Raw genomic sequence first — 19622 nt, forward strand, 5'->3', positions numbered from 1 at the left:
GGCGTTTCGCCCCCGAGGGGTAAACGGCCCGTGCGCCGATGCGTAACTACTCCGCCGCCACCGGTTACTTCATCTCCGGCTCCACCCAGCCGTTCTCCACGAGGTACGCGAGCACCAGATCGATGGCCTCGGGCACGGTCATGTCGGTGGTGTCGACCACCAGCTCGGCATCCGTCGGCGTCTCGTACGGGTCGTCCACGCCCGTCATGCCGCGCAGCTGCCCGGCGCGGGCGCGGGCGTACAGGCCCTTGCGGTCGCGCTGCTCGCACACCTCCAGCGGGGTGGCGACGTGCACGAGGATGAACCCTGCCCCGGCCTCGGTGGCCATTCGGCGTACGGCGGCGCGGGCGTCCGCGTACGGGGCGATCGGGCAGGCGACCGCCATGCCGCGGTGGCGCGCGACCTCGGCCGCCACCCAGCCGATGCGCCGCACGTTGCGGTCCCGGTCCGCGCGGCTGAACCCCAGCCCGGCCGAGAGCTCACGCCGGACCACGTCGCCGTCGAGGAAGGTGATGGTGCGCTCGCCGCTCTCGCGCAGGGTGTCGGCCAGCCCGCGGGCGATCGTGGACTTGCCGGACCCGGAGAAGCCGGTGAAGAAGACGACCAGGCCGCGGTGCCGGCGCGGCGGGCGTACCCGGGTGAGTTCCTTCGCCACGGCCGGCGGGGTGTGCCACTCGGGCAGCGGGAAGCCCCGATCCAGCAGGTCGTTCACCTCGGCGGCGGACATGGCCAGGCGGCGGTTGCGCGGCGGGATGTCGTCGCGCCAGCGCCACTGACCGTCGCGGTTGTCGTACGCGAGCTCCCGCGGCACCAGCACGCGCAGGCCGGCCCCGGAGAGCATGTCGCCGGTGGACAGTACGTGGGTGACGCCGTACGCGGTGGCGACCTTGGCCCGCAGCAGCGCGTCGCGCATCTCGTCGCCGCGCGTCATCAGCGGGACGGCGACGATGGTCGCCGGCGGCATCCGGTCGCGGGCCGCGAAGATCGCCCGGACCAGCGCCTCCGGCGGCAGCCCGTCGGGGCCCGGGCCGGTGACCGGGATGAAGATCAGCAGGTGGGCCGCGAGGGTACGGGCGGCGTGCGCGATCTGGGCCAGCTGGGGGCGGTGCAGCGGACGGTCGGCGATCACGCCCAGCACGCGCCCCGGGGGCAGGAGCGCCTTGACCTCCTCGGGGGTCCGGCGCAGCCGCTGGAACGGCCCGTGGCCACCGTCGCCCATCCGGCGTACGGTGCCGCCGATCGCGTAGCGGCCCTCGGTCGTCGGCCAGGCGTCGGTGATCTCGATGGCGGCCACCGGCGCGCCCTCGGGGTCGGTGAGCACCACGGTGCGCCGCCGCGGGTCGTCCAGGTCGAGGCCGGTGGCGAGCTCGGCGGGGATCTCGCACGTCACGGCGACCGGCCAGGACGTGCCGTCGGCGAGCCGGCCACGGCGGCGTACGGACTGCAGGTCGGCGCGGCCGAGGAAGCCGGTCAGCGGCGCGTACGCGCCGGCCAGCAGCAACTCGAGGTCGGCCAGTTCGTGCGCGCGCGGCGTGTACGACGGCGCGTCACGCAACACGTCCTCGGGCAGCACAGAACCGTCGTTCACCTAAGACTCCCCCTGCAGTGACTTGAGGGACAGTTTCGCAGCCGGACCCCTCGGGGTCGAGCGCGGCCTCAGGCCCCGACCATGTCAGACGGATGCTCTGCGTCGGGTAGTCGACAAAACGGACTTTAGGTCCGATACTGGGCGATCGTGAGACGTCGACCCCGCCGCAACCTGTTCCTGCACCTCGCCGCCATCACGGCCGTCTTCAGCATCTCGGCCGTCGCCACGCTCTCGTGGGCCTGGACGGGTGGCGTCGACCAGCTCAGCCTCCCGTACGGTCCCGAGCCCGTGCTGATGCCCGGACCCGCCGTCACCGGGAAGGCCGGAGCCTCGCGAGGTGCGCCGTCGCCGGCCGAGCCCGGCGTGCCGATGTACCCGGGGTCGCCGTCCGCGCCCGGCTCGGCGCGCCCGTCCGGATCCACGTCGCCCGCCGCCGACCCGGCCCGTGTGGCGCCCCGGGCTCCGGTGCCGGCCGGCCCGTGCCGTACCGGGAAAAAGCTCGTCCCGACCTGCGGGGTGCTCTGGGGCGTGGCGCCCGGGGCCTTCACGGACGCCCGCGGCAAGCAGGCGCTGGCGGCCTTCGAGGAGAAGACCGAGCGCCACCAGGACATCTACCACGCCTACCACCGCGGCAACGGGCAGCTCTTCCCCACCAAGGACGAGATCGCCATCGCCCGCGAGCCAGGCCGTGAACGCCTGCTGTTCCTCAACTGGAAGCCGCGAGGCGCGTCCTGGGCCAAGATCGCTAAGGGCGACCCGGCCACGGACAAGTTCCTGGACAAGCTCGCCGCGCACATCAAGAAGGACTTCCCCGAGCAGTTCTTCTTCACGGTCCACCACGAGGCCGAGGACAACATCCGGGAGAAGGCCGGCTCCGGCTACACGGCGAAGGACTACGCCGCCATGTACCGCCACGTCGTCACCAGGCTGCGCGCGCACGGCGCCGACAACATCGTCACGGTGCTGGTGCACATGGCGTACGTGCCGCACACCAGCAAGAAGTGGTTCGCCGACATGTACCCCGGCGACGACGTGGTCGACTGGATCGGCTTCGACACGTACGCGTACAGCGAACCGGGCTACGGCCACGGCGACTTCGCCGAACTGCTGAACCGGCAGTCGTCGGCCCGGCCCACCTGGCCCGGCTTCTACAACTGGGCGACCGCCGAGCACCCCGACAAGCCGCTCATGGTCGCAGAATGGGGCGTCTGGTCGTCGAAGAAGAACCCGGGCCACAAGGCCGAGTTCTACCGGGAGGTCGGCAAGCAGATCCCGCGCTTCCCCGGCATCCGGGCGATGGTCCACTTCGACACGCCGCACAACCAGGAGGGCCGCGAGTCGTCCGTCGACTCGACGCCGGAGTCGCTCGCCGCGTACCGCCGGCTGGGGCGCCTGCCGATCTTCCAGGTGGAGGTCAAGCCCGCCCTGCCGTGAGGTGCGGACACTCACCGTTGCGTTCCCCCCGTTGATGCGCTGCAATTTCTGAAGGCGCTCGAGGGGGGATCGTGACGGAGGCGGACGTAAACGAGCTCGGGATCGCCCGCTCGGCCGTCACTCGGAAGATCCTCTATTCCGCCGCCTCGGGTGGGCTTACGTTCCTGATCGCCAACACTCTGGAACAGCCGGTCGCGACCAGCGTGACTCTTGCGATCCTGATTGGTGGCATCGCGCTCGTGATGCGCTCACTCGTGGACATCGAGCGGCGCCTGGCATCGGTGGAACGGCGGGAGCGCGCTGGACGGGAGAGACTGGAGCGCCTGGTCGTCGAGTCGTTCTCGAAGATCGGCGACGCCACCGAGCTGATGCAGCTGATCGAGGCGTCGACCATGGCGCCGGGCCTGGTGGAAGAACTCGTCCGGCACTCCGCGAGAATCGCGCCGGCGGCACCTGCGATCATCTCGCGCTTCGCCAACGACCACCTGGCGGAGACGTCGGAACTCCTCAAACAACTCGCCGAGGGTGGCAGAGCGACCCGCTACGGCGAGGATCGAGACTGGCTTCTGGCACTCACCCGATCGTCGGCCGTCTCGATCGATGCGGTCAGCCTGGCCGATGTGGACCGCGGACTCTGGTACAGCGAGATCGGGCAGCGGTATGCGGAGGCTCAGCGGCAGGCTGCCGAAAGAGGGGTCGTCATCCGGCGGATCTTCCTTCGCGATCCGAAGGCCGGCGATGAGGCCGACATCGTCCGGGCATGCCGGGAGCAGCAGCGGTTCGGGATTCGAGCCCGGATGGTGGAACGCGACCGGATCCCGTCCACGCTCCACGTCGAGGTGCTGGACTCCATCGTCTTCGACGGGGTGGTCAGCTATGAGACGACGCCGGCCCCGGTGGCGGCGGAGGCCGGTCGCCCCGCCATCGCGGAGACTCAGCTGATTCTGCGCGAACCGCGGGTGCTTCGCCGGGTCGAAGTCTTCAACGCGCTCTGGGAAGTCGCCGTCGAGCCCGACTCGGCCTAGGGCAATGAGCGAGCCGGACCCGGCACGAAGGCCTCCTGCCGGCGGAGCGCTAGCGGCAGGAGGCCTTCACAACTAGCTGGTCTCGCCGGCCATCGAGAAGGACCGCAGCCGGTCCACCGAGAACACCGCACAGCCCACCACGAAGATCGCCGCCATCACCGCGGCGACAGGTACGGACACCTTCGACTCCAGCAGGCCCGTCGGGGCGATCTTGTCGGCGATGCTGATGACGTACTGCTCGATGGAGAGCACCCGGGTGCCGCTGACGAAGCGGCCCAGGAGCCCCTCCCACACCAGGATGTAGACCAGGCCCAGCAGCACCGGGCGCCGCGTCAGCAGGCTGAGCAGCAGGAACAGCGCCGAGTACGCGAGCGCGCCCACCACCGCGGCCACCGCGAGGGCGCCGCCGAGCCGTACGGAGTCGGCCAGCCAGCCCGCCAGGAAGAGCGGGATCGCGGACGTCAGCGCGCTCACGCCGACCGCCACGCCGAGCTTCGCGGTGATGATGTCGCGGCGGGGGAGCGGCTTGGTCAGGATGTGCACGATGGTGCCGTCGTCCACCTCGGAGCCCAGCACGCCGGTGCCGACGATCAGGGACACCACCGGCAGCAGCACCGCCAGGCCGAGGCCCACGAGCACGGGCGTGCCCCAGTCGGAGGGCCTGACGTCGTACGCCCGGCACAGCGCGGCCAGGCCCACCAGCAGGATGGGCAGGGGCAGCAGGAGCAGGACCCGCCGGCGGCCGAAGAGGCCCCGGGCGGTGATCCACGCGACCGTCGACATGTCAGGCCTCCAGCAGGTAGGAGAAGACGCTCTCCAGGGATTCGTCGGACGGGATCAGCTTGCGCAGCCGGATGCCCGACTCGAGGGCGATGCGCGGCAGGGCGCGGGTGAAGCTGCCGTAGTCGCCGGCCCGGACCGTCATGCCGGTGCCGTCGATCTCCACGCCGGTGACGGACTTCTCGGCGATCAGGGCCACGGCCAGGCGGCGGTCGTCCGACGACTGCACCGCGAAGACGTGCGGGCGGTTCGTCATCAGCCGGCGGATCTTGCGGTAGTCGCCCGAGGCCGCGAGCCGGCCGGCCACGATCACCTGGACCGTGCCGGAGACCTGCTCGACCTCCTCGAGGATGTGCGAGCTGAACAGGATCGTGTGGCCGCGGTCGCCGAGCTCATGGAGCAGGCTCATCATGTGCATGCGCTGCCGGGGGTCCATGCCGTTGAACGGCTCGTCCAGGAGCAGCACCTGCGGGTTGTGCACCAGCGCCGCCGCCACCCGGGTGCGCTGGCGCATGCCCTTGGAATACGTCTCGATGCGGCGATCGGCGGCCGGCGCCATCTCGACCATGTTCAGCGCCCACTCGGTGGCGGCCTTCGGGTCGGACAGCTTCTGCATCTTCGCCGACGCCAGCACGAACTCGCGGGCGGTGAGGAACCCGTGCACCGCCTCGCGCTCCGCCACCAGGCCGAGCTGCCGGTAGACGGCCGGATTGCGCCAGGTCGGCGTGCCGTCCAGGGTCACCGTGCCCTTCGAGGGCGCCAGGAAGCCCGCCATCATGTGCAGGACGGTGGTCTTGCCCGCGCCGTTCGGGCCGAGCAGGCCGGTCACTCCCGGCTCGAGAGCCAGGCTGATGTCGTTGACGGCCACGACGTTGCCGTACCAGCGTGACACGTTCTTCAGGTCCACCGTGGTCACAGCGCGGCCACCCTCCGGTAGCGGGCGAGTAGGAGCAACAGGCACGTCACGACCAGGGTGAGCGCCTCGATGGCGTACACCGGGCCGTACCGGCCGATCATCAGACCGGGATGGGCGGACGGGACCAGCCACTCGCCGACGCCGCTGACCAGGCTCATCGGGCTGGCCAGGCCGGCCATCTCCTGCGCGTCGGTGGACGGCAGGATCGACAGCACGCCGACCACCGGGGTGGTCATCAGGAACACCGCGACGATGCCGCCGGCGGCGAACGCACGCTTACCGGTCAGCGAGGCGACCAGCAGGCCGATGCCGGTGAACACCAGCGCCCAGAGCAGGCTGTAGCCCCAGCCCGGCAGCAGGTCGCCGAGCTCGTGCCAGACGTCCGACATGCCCTTCTTGGTGGTGAAGGCCGCACCCAGGAACATGATGAATTGGGGTACGGCGAGCAGCGCCCAGACCGCCGTCACCATGGCGGCCACCTTCGCGCCGATGTAATCCGCGGCCCGCAGCGGCCGGCTGAAGTAGAGCGGCAGCACGCCGGCGCGCAGATCCCGGGAGACCAGCTCGGGCGCGACGATGGCCACGAAGAAGATGATCAGCCAGCTCATCGCGTCGGCGAACTCGAGATAGCCCAGCGGCACGATGCCGGTCTGCGACCGTACGGCCGCCAGGATCACCGCCACCAGGGTGACGATGCCGACCACCAGCCACGGGAAGATCTTGGCCTTGGCCGAGCGGCCGAGCCCGTACGCGGCCCGCAGCCCGTGCACGTAGATCGCGCCGAACACCGCGCCACGGCCCAACCGCGGGCCGGTGTAGCGCTGGTAGCCGATGTCATGGATGACGCTGGACTCAGACATCCGCGGTCTCCCTGGGGGCGAAGAGCTCGGCCACCCGGTGGCGTCGCTGGTCGAGGCGGTGCAACGGCAGGTCGAGGTCGGCCACCGCCCGCAGGATGCGGTCGTAGGTGTCCTCGTGGTCCAGCGGTACGAGCAGCAGCCGCCCGTCCACCTGAGGGGTGAGGCCGAGGCCGGTGAGCGCGGCCGCGAGTTCCTCCGTACCCTCGGAAACCTCGACCGCGAGCACGTCGCTGGCCGCGGTCATGGCCGAGATGCGGTCGGCGCGCAGCAGCCGGCCGCCCTCGATCGCGATGAGCGAGTCGCAGATCCGCTCGACCTCACCGAGCAGGTGCGAGCACACCACGACGGAGATGCCGAACTCGGTGCCGATGCGGTGCACCAGGGCCAGCATGGCGTCGCGGCCGGCCGGGTCGAGTCCGTTGGTCGGCTCGTCGAGCAGCAGCAGATCGGGGTCGTGCACCAGCGCCTGGGCCAGCTTGACCCGCTGCTTCATGCCGGTCGAGTAGCCACCGATCTGCCGGTAGCGCTCCTCGTAGAGCCCGACGTGCCGCAGCGCCTCGGAGGCCCGCTCCCGGGCGGCGGTGCGCGGCAGGCCGCTGATGCGGCCCAGGTGGGTGACGAACTCGGCCGCGGAGACGTCCGGCGGGAGCGCGTCGTGCTCGGGCATGTAACCGACCTTCGACCGGACCCGGTCCGGGTCGACCGTCGGATCGATGCCGAAGACCCGGACCTGCCCGCCGGAGGGTGGGATCAGGCCGAGCAGAATCTTGATGAAGGTCGACTTGCCGGCGCCGTTCGCGCCGACCAGTCCGATGATCCCGGGTTCGACGGAGACGCTCAGCTCGTGCAGGGCGGTCACCCGCCCGCCGTACGTCTTGGTCAACCCTTGGGTTTCGATGAGGCTCACGGGTGTCAGCCTAGGAAGAGAAGTCACCTGTACGGATCAGGTAATGACCCCGACTCACCCCTGAGTCGCCCCTATGCCTCAGGGTGGGTGGAGCTGGGCAGGCTCCGTAGCCGCGTCATGCGATCCACCCTGCGAATCGGTCGGACAGATCCCCCGGTATTGACCCGCAGGCCGCGAAGTCATCGAACGCTTCCCACTGGCGCAAGGCGAGGTAGACCCGCAGGGCCGATCGGCTGGTCAGGTACTCACTCAGCAGATCGGCCTTCGCGCTGGGGCACGGCCAGGTTCGCCCGCACTTGCCGCAGTCCCACGAAGGCCGTTCGGGAAGGTGCTCTCCCGGCTGTTGCGGAACCGGAAGAGGCCTCGTGATCATTTTGGCGGACGTGACCGCGCTCCCGAAGTGGTCTCGGGGACTGCCACATTGGTCAGCGAGCCACAGCGCGGGCACCATCGCTGTTTGACCTTGAACAGGCATAGTCCGGCTAGGAAGCCGACAACGAAGAACGCGACTGCTGTGCCTAGCATTGGTGCCCCCGACCGTGTGACATTCGATGTGGACTCGGACCACGATGCACGCCGGCAGGGACTGTCCTCTTCCCACTCGTGGGGGTACCCATGAAGGGGATAGGGAGGTCGGCCGCGGGCATTGCGAGCGGAGGCGTACGAGTGAGTACGGACAGGTCGCCCACCGGCATACCGGCACACGTTCTTGATCGCCCAGACATGAGCGATGCTCTTGCCCGGCACGACTTCGGACAGGTGTTCGCCCTGGCGAAGAAATGGGCCGGTTTCAGCTATTCCAAGATTGGTGCTGCCTGTGGCATGAAACCCGAACGAGTCGGGGCTCTGGCGCGCGGATCGGGAATTGTCACGTCGTATGAGAAAATAGCGCGGATCGCTGACGCTCTACGCATTCCTGGCCATATGGTTGGTCTCGCTCCCCGGGCGTGGGAGAGCGGGCGACAGGACGGAGGTAGTGGCGTGTTCCGCAGGGATTTGCTCAAGGCCTCCGCTGCTGTCGGAGCGGGATTCGCAGTCGGTCCTGGGCTTCAGGACGGAAGGCGTAGGCTCGGCTCGGAACTCCCGGGCATCCTGAGACAACGCGCGGCACGTCTCAGGCGCCTCGACAATGTGCTCGGCGGCGGCGACACTTTCCGCATCTATGCGGCCGAGTATCAAGCCACGGAGGCTCTTCTCAGCGACGGGTTCTGTTCGGACAAAACCCGCACCGGATTGCTGTCGGTGCTGGCTGAGCAAGCGCAACAAGCAGGATGGGCCGCATTCGATGCCGGCAACCACTCTGAAGCCGTGCGACTTTACGGCGCAAGCCGTGCAGCGGCGGGGCAGGCTGAAGACCGGCTGCTCGCCGGCAATGCCCTCGCCTTCCTCGCGTATCAACAGCTATCGGCCGATCCGGCCGCCGCTGTCCAGCTCGCCACGGCCTCGTGCGAGGTTGCCGGCTCGGCTGCGGTCGGTTCGGCCGGTGCCTTGTTGCATGAGCGTCGGGCCTGGACGCACGCGGTTCTTGGAAACGCGAGCCAGGCGGCGCGGGCGCTCGAAGACGCACAGACGGCCCTCGTGGCCGGGGGTTCGGATCCAGACCCGGACTGGTCGGCATGGGTCGACGAGACTGAGCTTCACATCATGGCGGGACGCTGCTGGACGGAATTACGGCGACCGCTCCGAGCCGTCCCGATCCTCAAGACCGTGCTCGCCGACTTCGATGACGCGCACGCCCGTGACAAGGCTCTCTATCTGTCATGGCTCGCGGACGCCTACCTCGATGCGGGAGAGGTCGAGGAAGCTGCCGTCACCGTGAGCCGTGCCCTCGACCTCTCGGCAGGCGTCGCCTCGGTCCGCCCCCGGCAGCAGCTTTCCAGGGCGCTCGATGCCCTCAGCGAACACCAAAATCTGTCCGAGGTGGCGCAGGTTTTCGAGAAGATTCGCGCCTAGCTTTCGGCACCGCGCGTCGATGCGCGGATCCATTCGAGGCACTCCGATGAGCCCGCGAGGATCTGCGTTGCGATGATTTCAGGATTCTTCCACGGGTGGTTCTGCATGAGCTTTTCCTGCAACTCTTCGAACAGATCGAGTCGTGTTCGCAGGGCGAGGCGCCATTCTTCACCGGTTCCGAACTCACCGAGATGCCAGAACACCGAAACGGCGGGTCCCGTGATCTGCGCCCCGGCGGCGAGGCGAGATTCGACGGCCATCCGAGCAAGCGCGACAGCGGCGTCCCGGGACTCGGTAGCCGTGGTTACTTCGATGTAGACCGTACCGGATTCCCCGTCGGGTCTTGCAGTCGTCGTCATTCAGCCATTCTCGCCGATCGGCCGGCGCTCGGCACTCGGTGCTTTGCGCCCCGCAGGCGGCCGGCCTGAAATGACCAGTGGCCGGGACACCACGAGGTGCCCGGCCACTTCGCAACCTAAGGTTCAGCCGGTGTTGCGCATGCCGGCGGCGATGCCGTTCACGGTGGTGAGCAGCGCCCGTTCCAGTGCCGTCGAGTCCGACGGGGCGCGGCGGGCGCCCGGCGCGGTGGCCATCTGCCGGTCGACGTCGCCGAGGTCGCGGTACTGCCGCAGCAGCGCCACCTGGAGGTGGTGCAGCGGCTCGAGGTAGGTGTCGCGGACCCCGAGTGTGCGGGTCAGCTCCGGCTGAGCGGACAAGAGCTTCTCGTTGCCGGTGATCGCGAGGACTTCCTGGACCGTCTTCTCGTACTCCTGCTCGATGGTCGCGAAGATCGGTTGGAGCCGGGCCGGCACCAGCGTCTCGACGTAGCGCCGGGCGATGGTCAGGTCGGTCTTGGTCAGCATCATCTCCACGTTCGAGATGAAGGTGCGGAAGAACTGCCAGTCGGCGAACATCTCCCGCAGGACGTCGCCCTGGCCGGCTTCGCGGACCGCGGCCAGGCCGGTGCCGACGCCGAACCAGCCGGGCACGATTTGACGCGTCTGGGTCCAGCCGAAGACCCACGGGATCGCCCGGAGGCCGCCCAGGCCCGCGTCGGCGTTGGGCCGCTTCGCCGGGCGGGAGCCGATGTTCAGGGCACCGAGCAGCTCGGTCGGGGTCGCCGCCCAGAAGTACGCCGGCAGGTCCGGGTTCTCCACCAGCTCCCGGTAGCGGCGGAAGGCCGCGCCCGAGGCGGTGTCCATGGCCGCGTCCCAGCGGGCCAGGGAGGTCAGGTCGACCGAGGGCTCCTTGTGCAGCAGGGTCGCCTGCAGCACCGCGGCCACGGTCAGTTCCAGGTTCTCCCGGGCCAGGGCCGGCAGCGTGTACTTGTCCGAGATGACCTCGCCCTGCTCGGTGACCTTGATCGGGCCGTCGAGCGTGCCGTACGGCTGGGCCAGGATCGCCTCGTGGGTAGGGCCGCCGCCCCGGCCGACCGTGCCACCACGGCCGTGGAACAGGCGCAGCCGGACGCCGTGCCGCGCCGCCACGTCGCGCAGCGCGCGCTGGGCCTTGTGGATCGACCACTGGCTGGTGGTGATCCCGCCTTCCTTGTTGCTGTCCGAGTAGCCGAGCATGACCTCCTGGAGGTCGCCGCGCGCCCGGACGATCTCGCGGTACGCCGGGAGGGAGAGCATCTCGTCCAGCAGCTCGCCACCGGCGTCCAGCTCGGCCGGCGTCTCGAGCAGCGGCACGATGCCGATCCGCGCGCGCCCGCTGTGGATCTCGATCAGCCCCGCCTCGCGCGCCAGCACGGCGGCGGCGAGCACGTCGTCGACGCCGAGGGTCATCGAGATGATGTACGACTCGATGACGTCCGAGCCGAATCGGTCCTGGGCCTCGCGGATGGTGTTGAAGACGTCGAAGGTCTTGCGGGCCGACTCGGTGAGCGGGGTGTCCGCCGACGACAACGGCCGGCGTCCGCCCAGCTCGGTGGCGAGCAGCTTGGTGCGCTCCTCGCGGCTCAGCGACGCGTAGTCGCCGACCTCGCCGACCTGCGTGTACATCTGGGCCAGCACCTCGTGGTGCTTCTCCGCGTGCTCGCGCACGTCGAGGGTGGCCAGCTGGAGGCCGAACGCCGAGACGGTCCGGATGGCCGACGCGACCGTGCCGACCGCCGTGAGCTGGCCGGAGTTGCGGGCCAGCGAGGCCCGGATCAGCTCCAGGTCGGCGATGAGCTCGTCGGTGCCCAGGTAGTCGCGGCCCGGTACGTGGGCGGTGCCCTGCCGCAGCCGCATGCGGGTGTTGGCCAGCTTGGCCTTCACGCAGCGGACCTTCAGGCGGTACGGCTCCTCGGCGTTGACCCGCCGGAACCGCGGCGCCACCTCGGGCAGCGCGTCCAGGTCCGCCGCGAGGCTCGCCGAGAGGTCGAGAGAGACGCCGCGTAGCCGCCGCGACACCGAGAGCTCGTCGATGAGCGCGTCCATCGCCGCCTCGGTGGCCTGGATGCCGTGCTCGTGCTGGATGATCAGCACGTCCTTGGTGACGGCCGGGGTGACGAACGGGTTGCCGTCACGGTCGCCGCCGATCCAGGAGCCGAAGGTCAGCGGCCGGGCGGTCGGCGCGGTCTCGACGCCGAGCTGGCGCAGCGTCTCGGCGAGGTCGTCGAGCACCTGCGGCGCGGCCTCGGCGTAGAGGTCCTTCAGGTAGTAGACGGCGTTGCGGGCCTCGTCGGTCGGGTCCGGCCGGTCCAGGCGCAGCTCGTCGGTCTGCCAGAGCAGGTCGATGAGCTCGGCGAAGCGGCGGGTCGAGGCGGTGGTGTCCGACGCGCCGTAGAGGACCGCGGCGGCGGCCTCGGCGTCCAGCGAGTCGGCGAGCTGGCGCAGCTTGGACAGGATCGAGCGGCGCGCGGCCTCGGTGGGGTGGGCGGTGAAGACCGGGCGTACGGCCAGCCGGCGGGCGGCCGCGGCGATCTCGTCGGCCGGCACACCCCGCTCGGCGATCCGCTTGGCGGCCTGGTCCAGCCATCCGCCGTCGCGGGCGCGGCGGCGCTGCAGGTCGCGGGCCCGGTGCACCTGCTCGGTGATGTTCGCCAGGTGGAAATACGTGGAGAACGCCCGCGCCAGCTTGGTGCCGGTCGTGACGTCCATGGCGGCGAGCCGGCCGGCGGCGGCCGTGGCGTCCGCGCGGACCAGCGCACGAACCTCCTCGACCAGGTCGAGCAGGGGCTTGCCCTCCTGCCGGGCGAGGGTCTGGCCGAGCAGCGTGCCGATGCGGCGGATGTCGGCGCGCAGGGCGGCGTCGGGGCCGTCGGGGTCGAGCTGGCCGTGCTGGTCTGTCACCGGGGCGCTCCTTTGCATGACGTGCGGAGGACAGCGCTGTCCCGACTCCCGCGATCGTATCGGTGCCGTGCCCCGGCTGCGTCATTTGAGGCAAGTCTCATAGCCCCTTACAGGGCTCAGCGGGCGAGTGCGAGGGCGTACTCGGGCCACCATCGGCCCGCTTCGGGAGCGCCGCTGCCGCAGGCGCCGTCGGACTCGCCCGGCCGCTTCACCCACAGGTACGCGTCCACCAGCGGCACCCCGGTCCGCATGGTGGGCGGCTCGCCGAGCGCTCGCCCGGTGGGGTTGCACCAGTGCCGGTCCCCGGCGCCCTTCTGCGCCGGGCCGTTGCCGTTGCGGCTGGTGTCCACGACGAAGTGGGCGCCCCCGAGCAGGGCGGACAGCCGGGTCCCGTACGCGACGTTGTCGGCCGTCGTCTCGAAGTTGGCGACGTTCAGCGAGAAGCCCGTGGCGCGGCCTATGCCGGACTTGCGCAGCGCGGACAGCATCTCGGCGGGCTCGGCGATCCAGCCCGGGTTGCCGGCGTCGAGGTAGACGAGCACGCCCGGGGTGGCCCGCAGCGCGCCGACCGCCTCCGCGAGCAGCTCGTAGCGTTCCCGGGTGTCCTGGTCGTCGAGGCAGCCCCGGACGGCCTGCGGGATGGCGTCCGGCTCCAGCACGATCAGGGCCCGGTGCCCGTGCAGGGACGCCGCGATCGCGCGTACCCATGCCCGGTAGGCCTCCCCGTCGGCGGCGCCGCCCGCCGACTGCCCGGAGCAGTCCCGATCGGGGATGTTGTAGAGCGTGAGCACCGGCAGCCGGCCGGCCGCGGTCGCGGCCGTGACGAGCTGCCGGACCCGGTCGGCGTAGCCGGGGCTGTCGTCGGCGAACCAGGTGGCCACCGGCCGGTCCGCGATCCGGCGGATGACGGCGGCGTCGGCGTGCCGCCCGGCCGCCTCCCACTTCCGGGCCTGCTCCGCGGCGGCACCGTTCGGGTCGACGTAGAGCTCGGCGCGGGGTGCGGGCGCGCTGGCCCGCACCGCCGCGGGCCCGGCGACCACCGGCCAGTCATCGCCGCGCCTCGAGAGCACCACGATCGCGGTGAGAACGAGGGTCAGGGTCAGACCGGCGGCGGCAAGCGACCACCGGGCGGCGTGCCTCGGCATCAGCGCACCTGGATCCAGCGGGCCACGGACGGCACGCCCTTGCCGTCGACGAGGAACAGCATGTACCAGCCCGACGGCACCAGACCCTTGGCTTTCGGTACGGACAGAGCCAGCCCGCCCGTCGCCGGCGTGATGTCGAGCGCCACCGAGCGCTGGTCGAGGTCGGTGACGTGGGTGACGGCGCTGGGCCGCATCAGCCGGGCCGCCCGGATCCGGGCCGCGTCGCGGGTGGCGACGGCGAAGGTGGTCCCGCGCTGCACGGACTTCGGTCCGCCGCTGATCACCGGACGCGGGCCCCGGAACAGGTACGGCGGGGAGTACACCTCGATCCGCTGCTCGAACGTGCCCGGGTTGCGCCCGCTCGGGTCGTACAGCGGGTCGGACCCCATCGTGACGACCCGGCCGTCGGGCAGCAGCAGCGCCTCGGAGTGGTAGTTGCGCCCGACCGTGGAGTCCGCCGCCGTCTCGAACTTGCCGGTGGCGGGACGGTAGATCTGCGCGTTGAACAGGTCGCTGCGGGTCTTGGTGCCGTACCGGCCGCCGCGGTAGCCGGAGGAGCCGCCGGTGGTGAAGACGGTGTCGTCGGGAAGCAGCACCGTGCTGAGATAGCGGGCCGGCCGCGGCAGGTCCGGGCCGGGCCGATACTCGGGCTTCGGCTCGTCCAGGTCGGCGATCGCCGTGCGGGCGGTCGAGACGGCCGACTCACCGACCTCCCCGCCGCCGAAGATCATCACCCGCTGGTCCTGCGCCGGCGGCAGCAGCACCGACGAGCTGGTCTCGGTCATCCGCGGGTCGCGCAGGCCGGGCACCTCACGGAAGGTGTTGTTCTTCAGGTTCCAGAGCCCGGGGGTACGTCCCTCGGTGTCGGAACCGTATCCCGCGTTCGAGCCGGAGAAGAACAGCTTGCCGTCCTCCATGAGGTGCAGCGCGGGGTACGTCGGGAAGACCCGCTTCAGCTCGGGCGCGTCCACCCAGCGCTTCTGGTCGCGGACGTAGCGCTCGTTGCGGCCGGGCAGCATCCGGCCGAACTGGTCCAGGCCGGAGACGGCGAGAACGTCCCCGCCCGGCAGTTCCGCCAGCGTCGGGTACCACCGGTGCTGCACCATGTCGCCGGTGCGGACATAGCGCTCGGCTCGCGGGTCGAACTCGTACGACGTGTTGTCGCCGCCGTACTCCTGCTTCTCCCGGGTGATCTTGTCCGCGAGGCCGTACACGTTCCGCTCGTCCTCGCCGGTGAGCCCGGCGACCGTGTACTGCGCCGGGTTGTCCACGACCGGCCCGTCGCCGGCCTCGACGGCGTCGACCCAGACCTCGGCCTCGCCGGCGTGGGTCATCACCTCGTCGCCGTGATTCATCGTGGTGGCGGCCGGCACGGTCAGATCGTCGCGGGTGCGGTAGGCGGTCCCGTCCCGGGAGAGCAGGGTCGTGCCCTTGGGAAAGGTACGCGGCCCGCCGTCCGGGTCCTCGTTCTTGATCTTCATGACCCCGGCCGCATGGGTGATGTTCTTCTCCAGCACCTCGTACGACTTCGTCCCGCCCGCCACCAGCAGGTTGCCGTTGGGCAGGAACGTGTGCCCGGAGCAGAACACGTCGGTCGGCGTCGGGACCTCGTTGAACGCGTCCTTCGCGGGGTCGTACAGGACCGTACGGAACGTGCCGGCCTCGAAGTTGTCGCGGTTGTTGCCACTGCCCGCGATGATCAGGACCTTGCCGGTGCTCAGCATCGCGGCGTGGATGGCGTTGACCCGGAAGCCCGTCGGTACGGGCAGCCGCGACCAGTGGCCGTACTTCTCCTTGTAGGACTCGCGGTTGATCGTGAAGTCGTGGTAGGCGTCGGCGCCGAAGGCGACCATCGGCCGGTTCACGAACACGAGCACGCTCAGGACGACGACGGCGATCCCGGCGCTCAGCAGGCGCCGGGGCGTCGACGGGCGGGGACGGGGTTTCATGCGTACGACTCCACGGCTTCTTCGGTGTTGTTGGTGTCGGCGGTTTGCGGCGCCCTTCGGCGCTGGAGTTCCTGCCCGGCCCAGATCGCGGGCGGAGCGAGGCAGACGATGAGGTTGAGCACGGGCCACAGCGACATCGCGCCGTCGACGTGGCCGCCGATCGGGGCCGAGATCAGCAGCGCGACGTAGAAGGCGGCCCAGCGCAGGCTCTGATGGAAGGTCAGCAGCCGGTCCGGGCTGGCCGAGTCGCCCTTCGGCGTCACGACGAACCCGGTACGGCGGCCCAGCAGCGCTCCGATGAACGAGGAGACGTAGACGGGCGTGGACAGCGTCGAGATGACCATGCCGGCGAGCCCCGACGACCCGGCCTCCTCGTGCGGGCTCGTGTTGTGCCGGCGGTTCCACAGGTAGAGCCCGATCTGGATCAGCGCGGCGTCGACGTACAGCATCAGCCACACCTGCTGCGGCACCTGGACGCCCTTGGCTCCGAGCACGAGGTAGCAGACCGCGTTCATCGCGCCGAGCAGCCAGGCCAGCGCCGTCAGCGGGTAGTACGACATCAGCAGCGCATAGTGCAGCCCCCGGCGGAACCCGAGCCGCCAGGCGAACCGCGCGAACGACCGGACCACGACCTCGTCGGTCCCGCGCGACCACCGTTGCTGCTGGGTGAAGTAGTCGGTCCACGACGAGGGTCCCTCGCCGACCGCGAGCACGTCCGGCGTGTAGACCGAACGCCAGCGCTCGCCGGACTCGGGGTTGCGGGCACTGTGGACGGCCAGGCTCGTCGCCATGTCCTCGGTGATGGAGTCCTGCAGGCCACCGATGGCGCGCAGGGCCGCGATCCGCACGGCGTTGTTGGTGCCGACCAGCATCGAGATCCCGAGCCGGTTGCCCGCCCGCTGCAGCAGCGAGTGGAAGAGGTACTGCTGCGACTCCGCCCAGCGCGTCACGACGTTGTCGTAGTTGCCGTAGATCTGCGGGCCCACGACGAACGCCACGTCCGGGTCGCGGAAGTAGCCCAGCAGCCGCTCGCAGAAGTTCGGCGACGGCACGTGGTCCGGATCCACCGAGACGAAGACGTCGTAGTCGTCGCCGTGCGCATCGACCCACGAGTTGTAGTTGCCGTGCTTGGTCTTCGCCTTGTACGCGCCCGCCTCGGTGTTGTAGCGCTCGACACCCTTGCGGCTGAAGTGCTTGGCCCCGATCCGGGCGCACATCGCCTTCACCGCGTCGTCGTCGCCCTCGTCGAGCAGCCAGACGTCGTACGGCCCGGCGTGCCGGATCACCCGCGCCGCCCGGAGCGTGCGCTCGACCATCTCGATCGGTTCCTTGCCGGGCACGATCGTCGTGAGGAACGCGACGCGCAGGCCGGCGTCGGGAACCATCGGCACGGGATCGCGGGCCCAGAGGGTGGCAAGGCAGAGCGTGACCACGTTGACGAGCCGGAACAGTTCGATCAGGCCGGTCGCCGCGATCATCACGACGGTCGCCGCGTACAGCCAGAGATGCAGGCCCGCGTCCGGAACCTCCATCGAGGACAGCAGCCAGGCGAAGAACGTGCTCTCGAAGGCGAACGCGAACAGCGTGATGAGGACGGTGAGCACCGGGCGGCGCTGGGCCAGCGGGCGCATCCGCACCCGCTGCGGGCCGTCCCCGGGCACCTCGGCAGGCCCGGCCAGCACGCTGTACCCGCTGTACTCGTAGCGGCCCGGCAGCAGCTCGGTGGGGGCGTTGAGGGCCCGTACGAGCGCGGGATCCGCCGGCGTGCGCGGCGCGGGTATCTCGGTGGAAGGGTGGGCAGGGTCGCTCATCGCGTCCTCTCGCATCGAACCCGGGCAGCAGGAGACGAGCACGGCGGATCACCGCCGTGCTGCATCTGGTGTGGACTGTCAGGCGGACAGCGGGATGGCGGACCGGACCCGCACCGGGGCCTCGGCCACCGGGGCGGCGTTGCGCGCCCGGCCGATCTGACGCGGCCGGGCCGCATCCTTCGCCCCGGCCGGCAGGAGGCGGGCGGGGGTGGTCGTGGGCTTCGCCTTCGTGACGAACGCGTGGCGGGCGGCGGCGAAACCGGAGCGGTCGCCGAACATGTCGCTGCTCATCTCCGCGAGCTCCCGCGATTCGTACACGTCGAGCGGCACCCGTTCGCCCGCGAGCCGCCGGGACTTGTCCGCCCGGAGCTTGCGGGCCGTACGCGCGTCGGCGCACTTCATGGCCAGCGCGGTCAGCCACTCGGCGTACGCCTCGGGGTGCCGCGGTCCGACCTCGTCGACCAGCCCGAGCGAGCGCGCCTGCTGGGCGCTGACCGGGAGCTTGTCGTCGATGAGGCGCTGGGCGGTCTCGGCCCCCACGCGCCGCGGCAGGGTGTAGGTGTGCAGCTCGGAGCCGTACAGGCCCATGTCGTAGTAGGGGTTCAGCACGATGCCGTCGCGCGCGGCGACGACGTCGGCCCCGAGGCCGAGCATGGCGCCGCCGGCTCCGGCGCTGCCCGCGTACGCCGCCACGACGACCTGCCGGGTGCAGCGGATGAGCTCGGTGCAGACCTCGTTGATGGCCCGGATGTTCGCCCACGCCGAGGCGGCGGGGTCGGTGGCCGCCTCGATGACGTTGAGGTGGATGCCGTTGCTGAAGGCGTCGGTGCCGCCGCGCAGCACGAGCACCCGGGTGTCCTGGGCGGCGGCATGCCGCAGGGCGGCCAGCAGTCGCCGGCAGTGCCCGCTGGACATCGCGCCGTTGTAGAAGTCGAACGCCAGCCAGCCGACCGGCCCGGTGCGCCGGTAGCGGATCTGCCGGTACGACGGCGCCTCCGGCTCGATCCCGGCGGGCAGCGGCGACTGCGGTACGCCGCGCAGCCGCTTGCCGAGCAACGTGGTGGCGGGCAACTTGAACCGGCCCGGCTCGGACGCGTCACGCAGATGGCCGAGCCAGACGCTGCCGTCGCCCGTACCGACGAGCACGGCGCCCTGCCGGCGTGCGGCGATCGTGCCGGGACGGATGCCGCGGGTCAGCGCCAGGTGCACGTCGTACGCGAAGACCTCCAGCCCCGCCAGCTGCGTCCGTACGCCCGGAGCGCCGTCGGCCGCCCGGATCCGCCGGACGATGTGGTCGGTGGGCGCCGACCAGTCGAAGGCGCGGTCGGCCTGCTTCATCGCCGGCCGCGGCCGGGCGCCCTGCACCTCGACGGTCAGCTCGGTGGCGGCGGTGGGCCGGAACGCCGGATCGGCGGCCTTCGCCACGACCTCGAGGGCGCACTCCAGCGCCGCGTCGGCGACCGGGCCGTTGTAGAGCGAGGACTTGCGCGGTGCGGCGGGAATGGGGAAGGTCCGGGTGGCCCAGATCGGGCCGGCGTCCATCTCCTCGACCGCCTGCAGGGCGGTGACGCCCCAGGTCGAAGCCCCCTCGGTGATGGCCCAGTCGAGCGAGGACGGCCCGCGGTCGCCGACCGGGCCGGGGTGCAGGATCACGGTGGGGATGTGCTGCCAGACCTGCGCGGGCACGCGTTCCTTGAGGAACGGGCACAGGATCAGCTCGGGCCGGGCGGCGCGGACTCCCTCGATGATGTCCTGCGAACCGGTCGCGAGCAGAACGCCGACGTCATGGCCGGCCTCCCGCAACGCGCACCACACCCGCTGACTCAGCCCGTTGAACGCGGACACGAGAAGAAGAACCCGCACATTGCCTCCCCAGACAACACTTCCCCCAGACAAACGGGCAGTGTTGACTACCTGTTTGCCGCTATGTCGGACATGTTGTCCGATAGTGGTCCGTCACACCGGCCACCCGGTGC

At 70.6% G+C, this 19622-nt stretch carries 14 protein-coding genes; 3 read left to right on the forward strand and 11 right to left on the reverse strand.

Features of this window, described 5'->3' with window-relative positions:
- Positions 1-64: 64 nt before the first annotated feature.
- Positions 65-1588: an adenylyl-sulfate kinase gene (gene cysC / locus ACIBO8_RS11980; protein WP_396115145.1), complete on the reverse strand. Its 1524-nt coding sequence runs from the start codon at positions 1586-1588 to the stop codon at positions 65-67.
- 147 nt (positions 1589-1735) lie between these two features.
- Here cysC and ACIBO8_RS11985 point away from each other — a divergent pair, with 147 nt between their 5' ends.
- Positions 1736-3022 carry a glycoside hydrolase family 26 protein gene (locus ACIBO8_RS11985; RefSeq protein ID WP_396115146.1) on the forward strand — a complete coding sequence of 429 codons (1287 nt, stop codon included), beginning with the start codon at positions 1736-1738 and terminating at the stop codon, positions 3020-3022.
- Between the two features lie 71 nt (positions 3023-3093).
- Positions 3094-4047, forward strand: coding sequence for a hypothetical protein (locus tag ACIBO8_RS11990; RefSeq protein WP_396115147.1), 954 nt, complete (start codon positions 3094-3096; stop codon positions 4045-4047).
- A 72-nt stretch (positions 4048-4119) separates the two neighbouring features.
- Here the strand turns inward: ACIBO8_RS11990 and ACIBO8_RS11995 are convergent, their stop codons facing one another.
- Genes ACIBO8_RS11995 through ACIBO8_RS12010 form a run of 4 tightly spaced genes read right to left on the reverse strand, consistent with a single transcriptional unit; the run spans position 4120 to position 7510 of the window.
- Positions 4120-4830, reverse strand: coding sequence for an ABC transporter permease (locus tag ACIBO8_RS11995; protein WP_396115148.1), 711 nt, complete (start codon positions 4828-4830; stop codon positions 4120-4122).
- A 1-nt stretch (position 4831) separates the two neighbouring features.
- The gene (locus ACIBO8_RS12000; protein ID WP_396115149.1) at positions 4832-5743 is read right to left on the reverse strand and encodes an ABC transporter ATP-binding protein; all 912 of its coding nucleotides are present in this window, start codon (positions 5741-5743) and stop codon (positions 4832-4834) included.
- A complete protein-coding gene (locus ACIBO8_RS12005; RefSeq protein WP_396115150.1) occupies positions 5740-6603 on the reverse strand; it encodes an ABC transporter permease in 864 nt (287 codons plus the stop codon). The genes ACIBO8_RS12000 and ACIBO8_RS12005 overlap by 4 nt, the downstream gene beginning before the upstream one ends.
- Complete coding sequence (locus tag ACIBO8_RS12010) at positions 6596-7510, reverse strand: ABC transporter ATP-binding protein (RefSeq protein WP_396115151.1); 915 nt, start codon at positions 7508-7510, stop codon at positions 6596-6598. Before ACIBO8_RS12010 ends, ACIBO8_RS12005 begins: the two co-directional genes overlap by 8 nt.
- Positions 7511-8233: 723 nt before the next feature.
- On the opposite strand from ACIBO8_RS12010, the gene ACIBO8_RS12015 reads away from it, so the two are divergent.
- Entirely contained in the window at positions 8234-9463 is a 1230-nt protein-coding gene (locus tag ACIBO8_RS12015) for an XRE family transcriptional regulator (protein WP_396115152.1), read from the forward strand.
- Here the strand turns inward: ACIBO8_RS12015 and cutA are convergent.
- The 6 genes from cutA to ACIBO8_RS12045 all read right to left on the reverse strand — a co-directional run bounded on the left by cutA (position 9460) and on the right by ACIBO8_RS12045 (position 19509).
- Positions 9460-9822, reverse strand: a complete 363-nt coding sequence (gene cutA / locus ACIBO8_RS12020) for a divalent-cation tolerance protein CutA (protein WP_396115153.1) — start codon at positions 9820-9822, stop codon at positions 9460-9462. The two genes, ACIBO8_RS12015 and cutA, sit on opposite strands and share 4 nt — an antisense overlap.
- A 123-nt stretch (positions 9823-9945) precedes the next feature.
- The gene (gene ppc / locus ACIBO8_RS12025) at positions 9946-12741 is read right to left on the reverse strand and encodes a phosphoenolpyruvate carboxylase (protein ID WP_396115154.1); all 2796 of its coding nucleotides are present in this window, start codon (positions 12739-12741) and stop codon (positions 9946-9948) included.
- A 116-nt stretch (positions 12742-12857) separates the two neighbouring features.
- Entirely contained in the window at positions 12858-13886 is a 1029-nt protein-coding gene (locus tag ACIBO8_RS12030; protein WP_396115155.1) for a glycoside hydrolase family 6 protein, read from the reverse strand.
- Positions 13886-15835, reverse strand: a complete 1950-nt coding sequence (locus ACIBO8_RS12035; protein ID WP_396115156.1) for a galactose oxidase-like domain-containing protein — start codon at positions 15833-15835, stop codon at positions 13886-13888. The genes ACIBO8_RS12030 and ACIBO8_RS12035 overlap by 1 nt, the downstream gene beginning before the upstream one ends.
- Positions 15832-17646, reverse strand: coding sequence for a glycosyltransferase family 2 protein (locus tag ACIBO8_RS12040; protein ID WP_396115157.1), 1815 nt, complete (start codon positions 17644-17646; stop codon positions 15832-15834). The genes ACIBO8_RS12035 and ACIBO8_RS12040 overlap by 4 nt, the downstream gene beginning before the upstream one ends.
- 78 nt (positions 17647-17724) lie before the next feature.
- The gene (locus tag ACIBO8_RS12045) at positions 17725-19509 is read right to left on the reverse strand and encodes an enoyl-CoA hydratase-related protein (protein WP_396115158.1); all 1785 of its coding nucleotides are present in this window, start codon (positions 19507-19509) and stop codon (positions 17725-17727) included.
- Between the last annotated feature and the right edge of the window lie 113 nt (positions 19510-19622).

Source organism: Actinoplanes sp. NPDC049681, assembly GCF_044465265.1.
GTDB lineage: Bacteria > Actinomycetota > Actinomycetes > Mycobacteriales > Micromonosporaceae > Actinoplanes.

Bases quoted from the DNA above. Each gene is read 5' to 3' on its own strand.
- ACIBO8_RS11995 (WP_396115148.1), bottom strand. From the start codon at position 4,830: ATGTCGACGGTCGCGTGGATCACCGCCCGGGGCCTCTTCGGCCGCCGG.
- ACIBO8_RS12040 (WP_396115157.1), bottom strand. From the start codon at position 17,646: ATGAGCGACCCTGCCCACCCTTCCACCGAGATACCCGCGCCGCGCACG.
- ACIBO8_RS12005 (WP_396115150.1), bottom strand. From the start codon at position 6,603: ATGTCTGAGTCCAGCGTCATCCATGACATCGGCTACCAGCGCTACACC.
- ACIBO8_RS12035 (WP_396115156.1), bottom strand. From the start codon at position 15,835: ATGAAACCCCGTCCCCGCCCGTCGACGCCCCGGCGCCTGCTGAGCGCC.
- ACIBO8_RS12030 (WP_396115155.1), bottom strand. From the start codon at position 13,886: ATGCCGAGGCACGCCGCCCGGTGGTCGCTTGCCGCCGCCGGTCTGACC.
- cutA (WP_396115153.1), bottom strand. From the start codon at position 9,822: ATGACGACGACTGCAAGACCCGACGGGGAATCCGGTACGGTCTACATC.
- ACIBO8_RS12015 (WP_396115152.1), top strand. From the start codon at position 8,234: ATGAGCGATGCTCTTGCCCGGCACGACTTCGGACAGGTGTTCGCCCTG.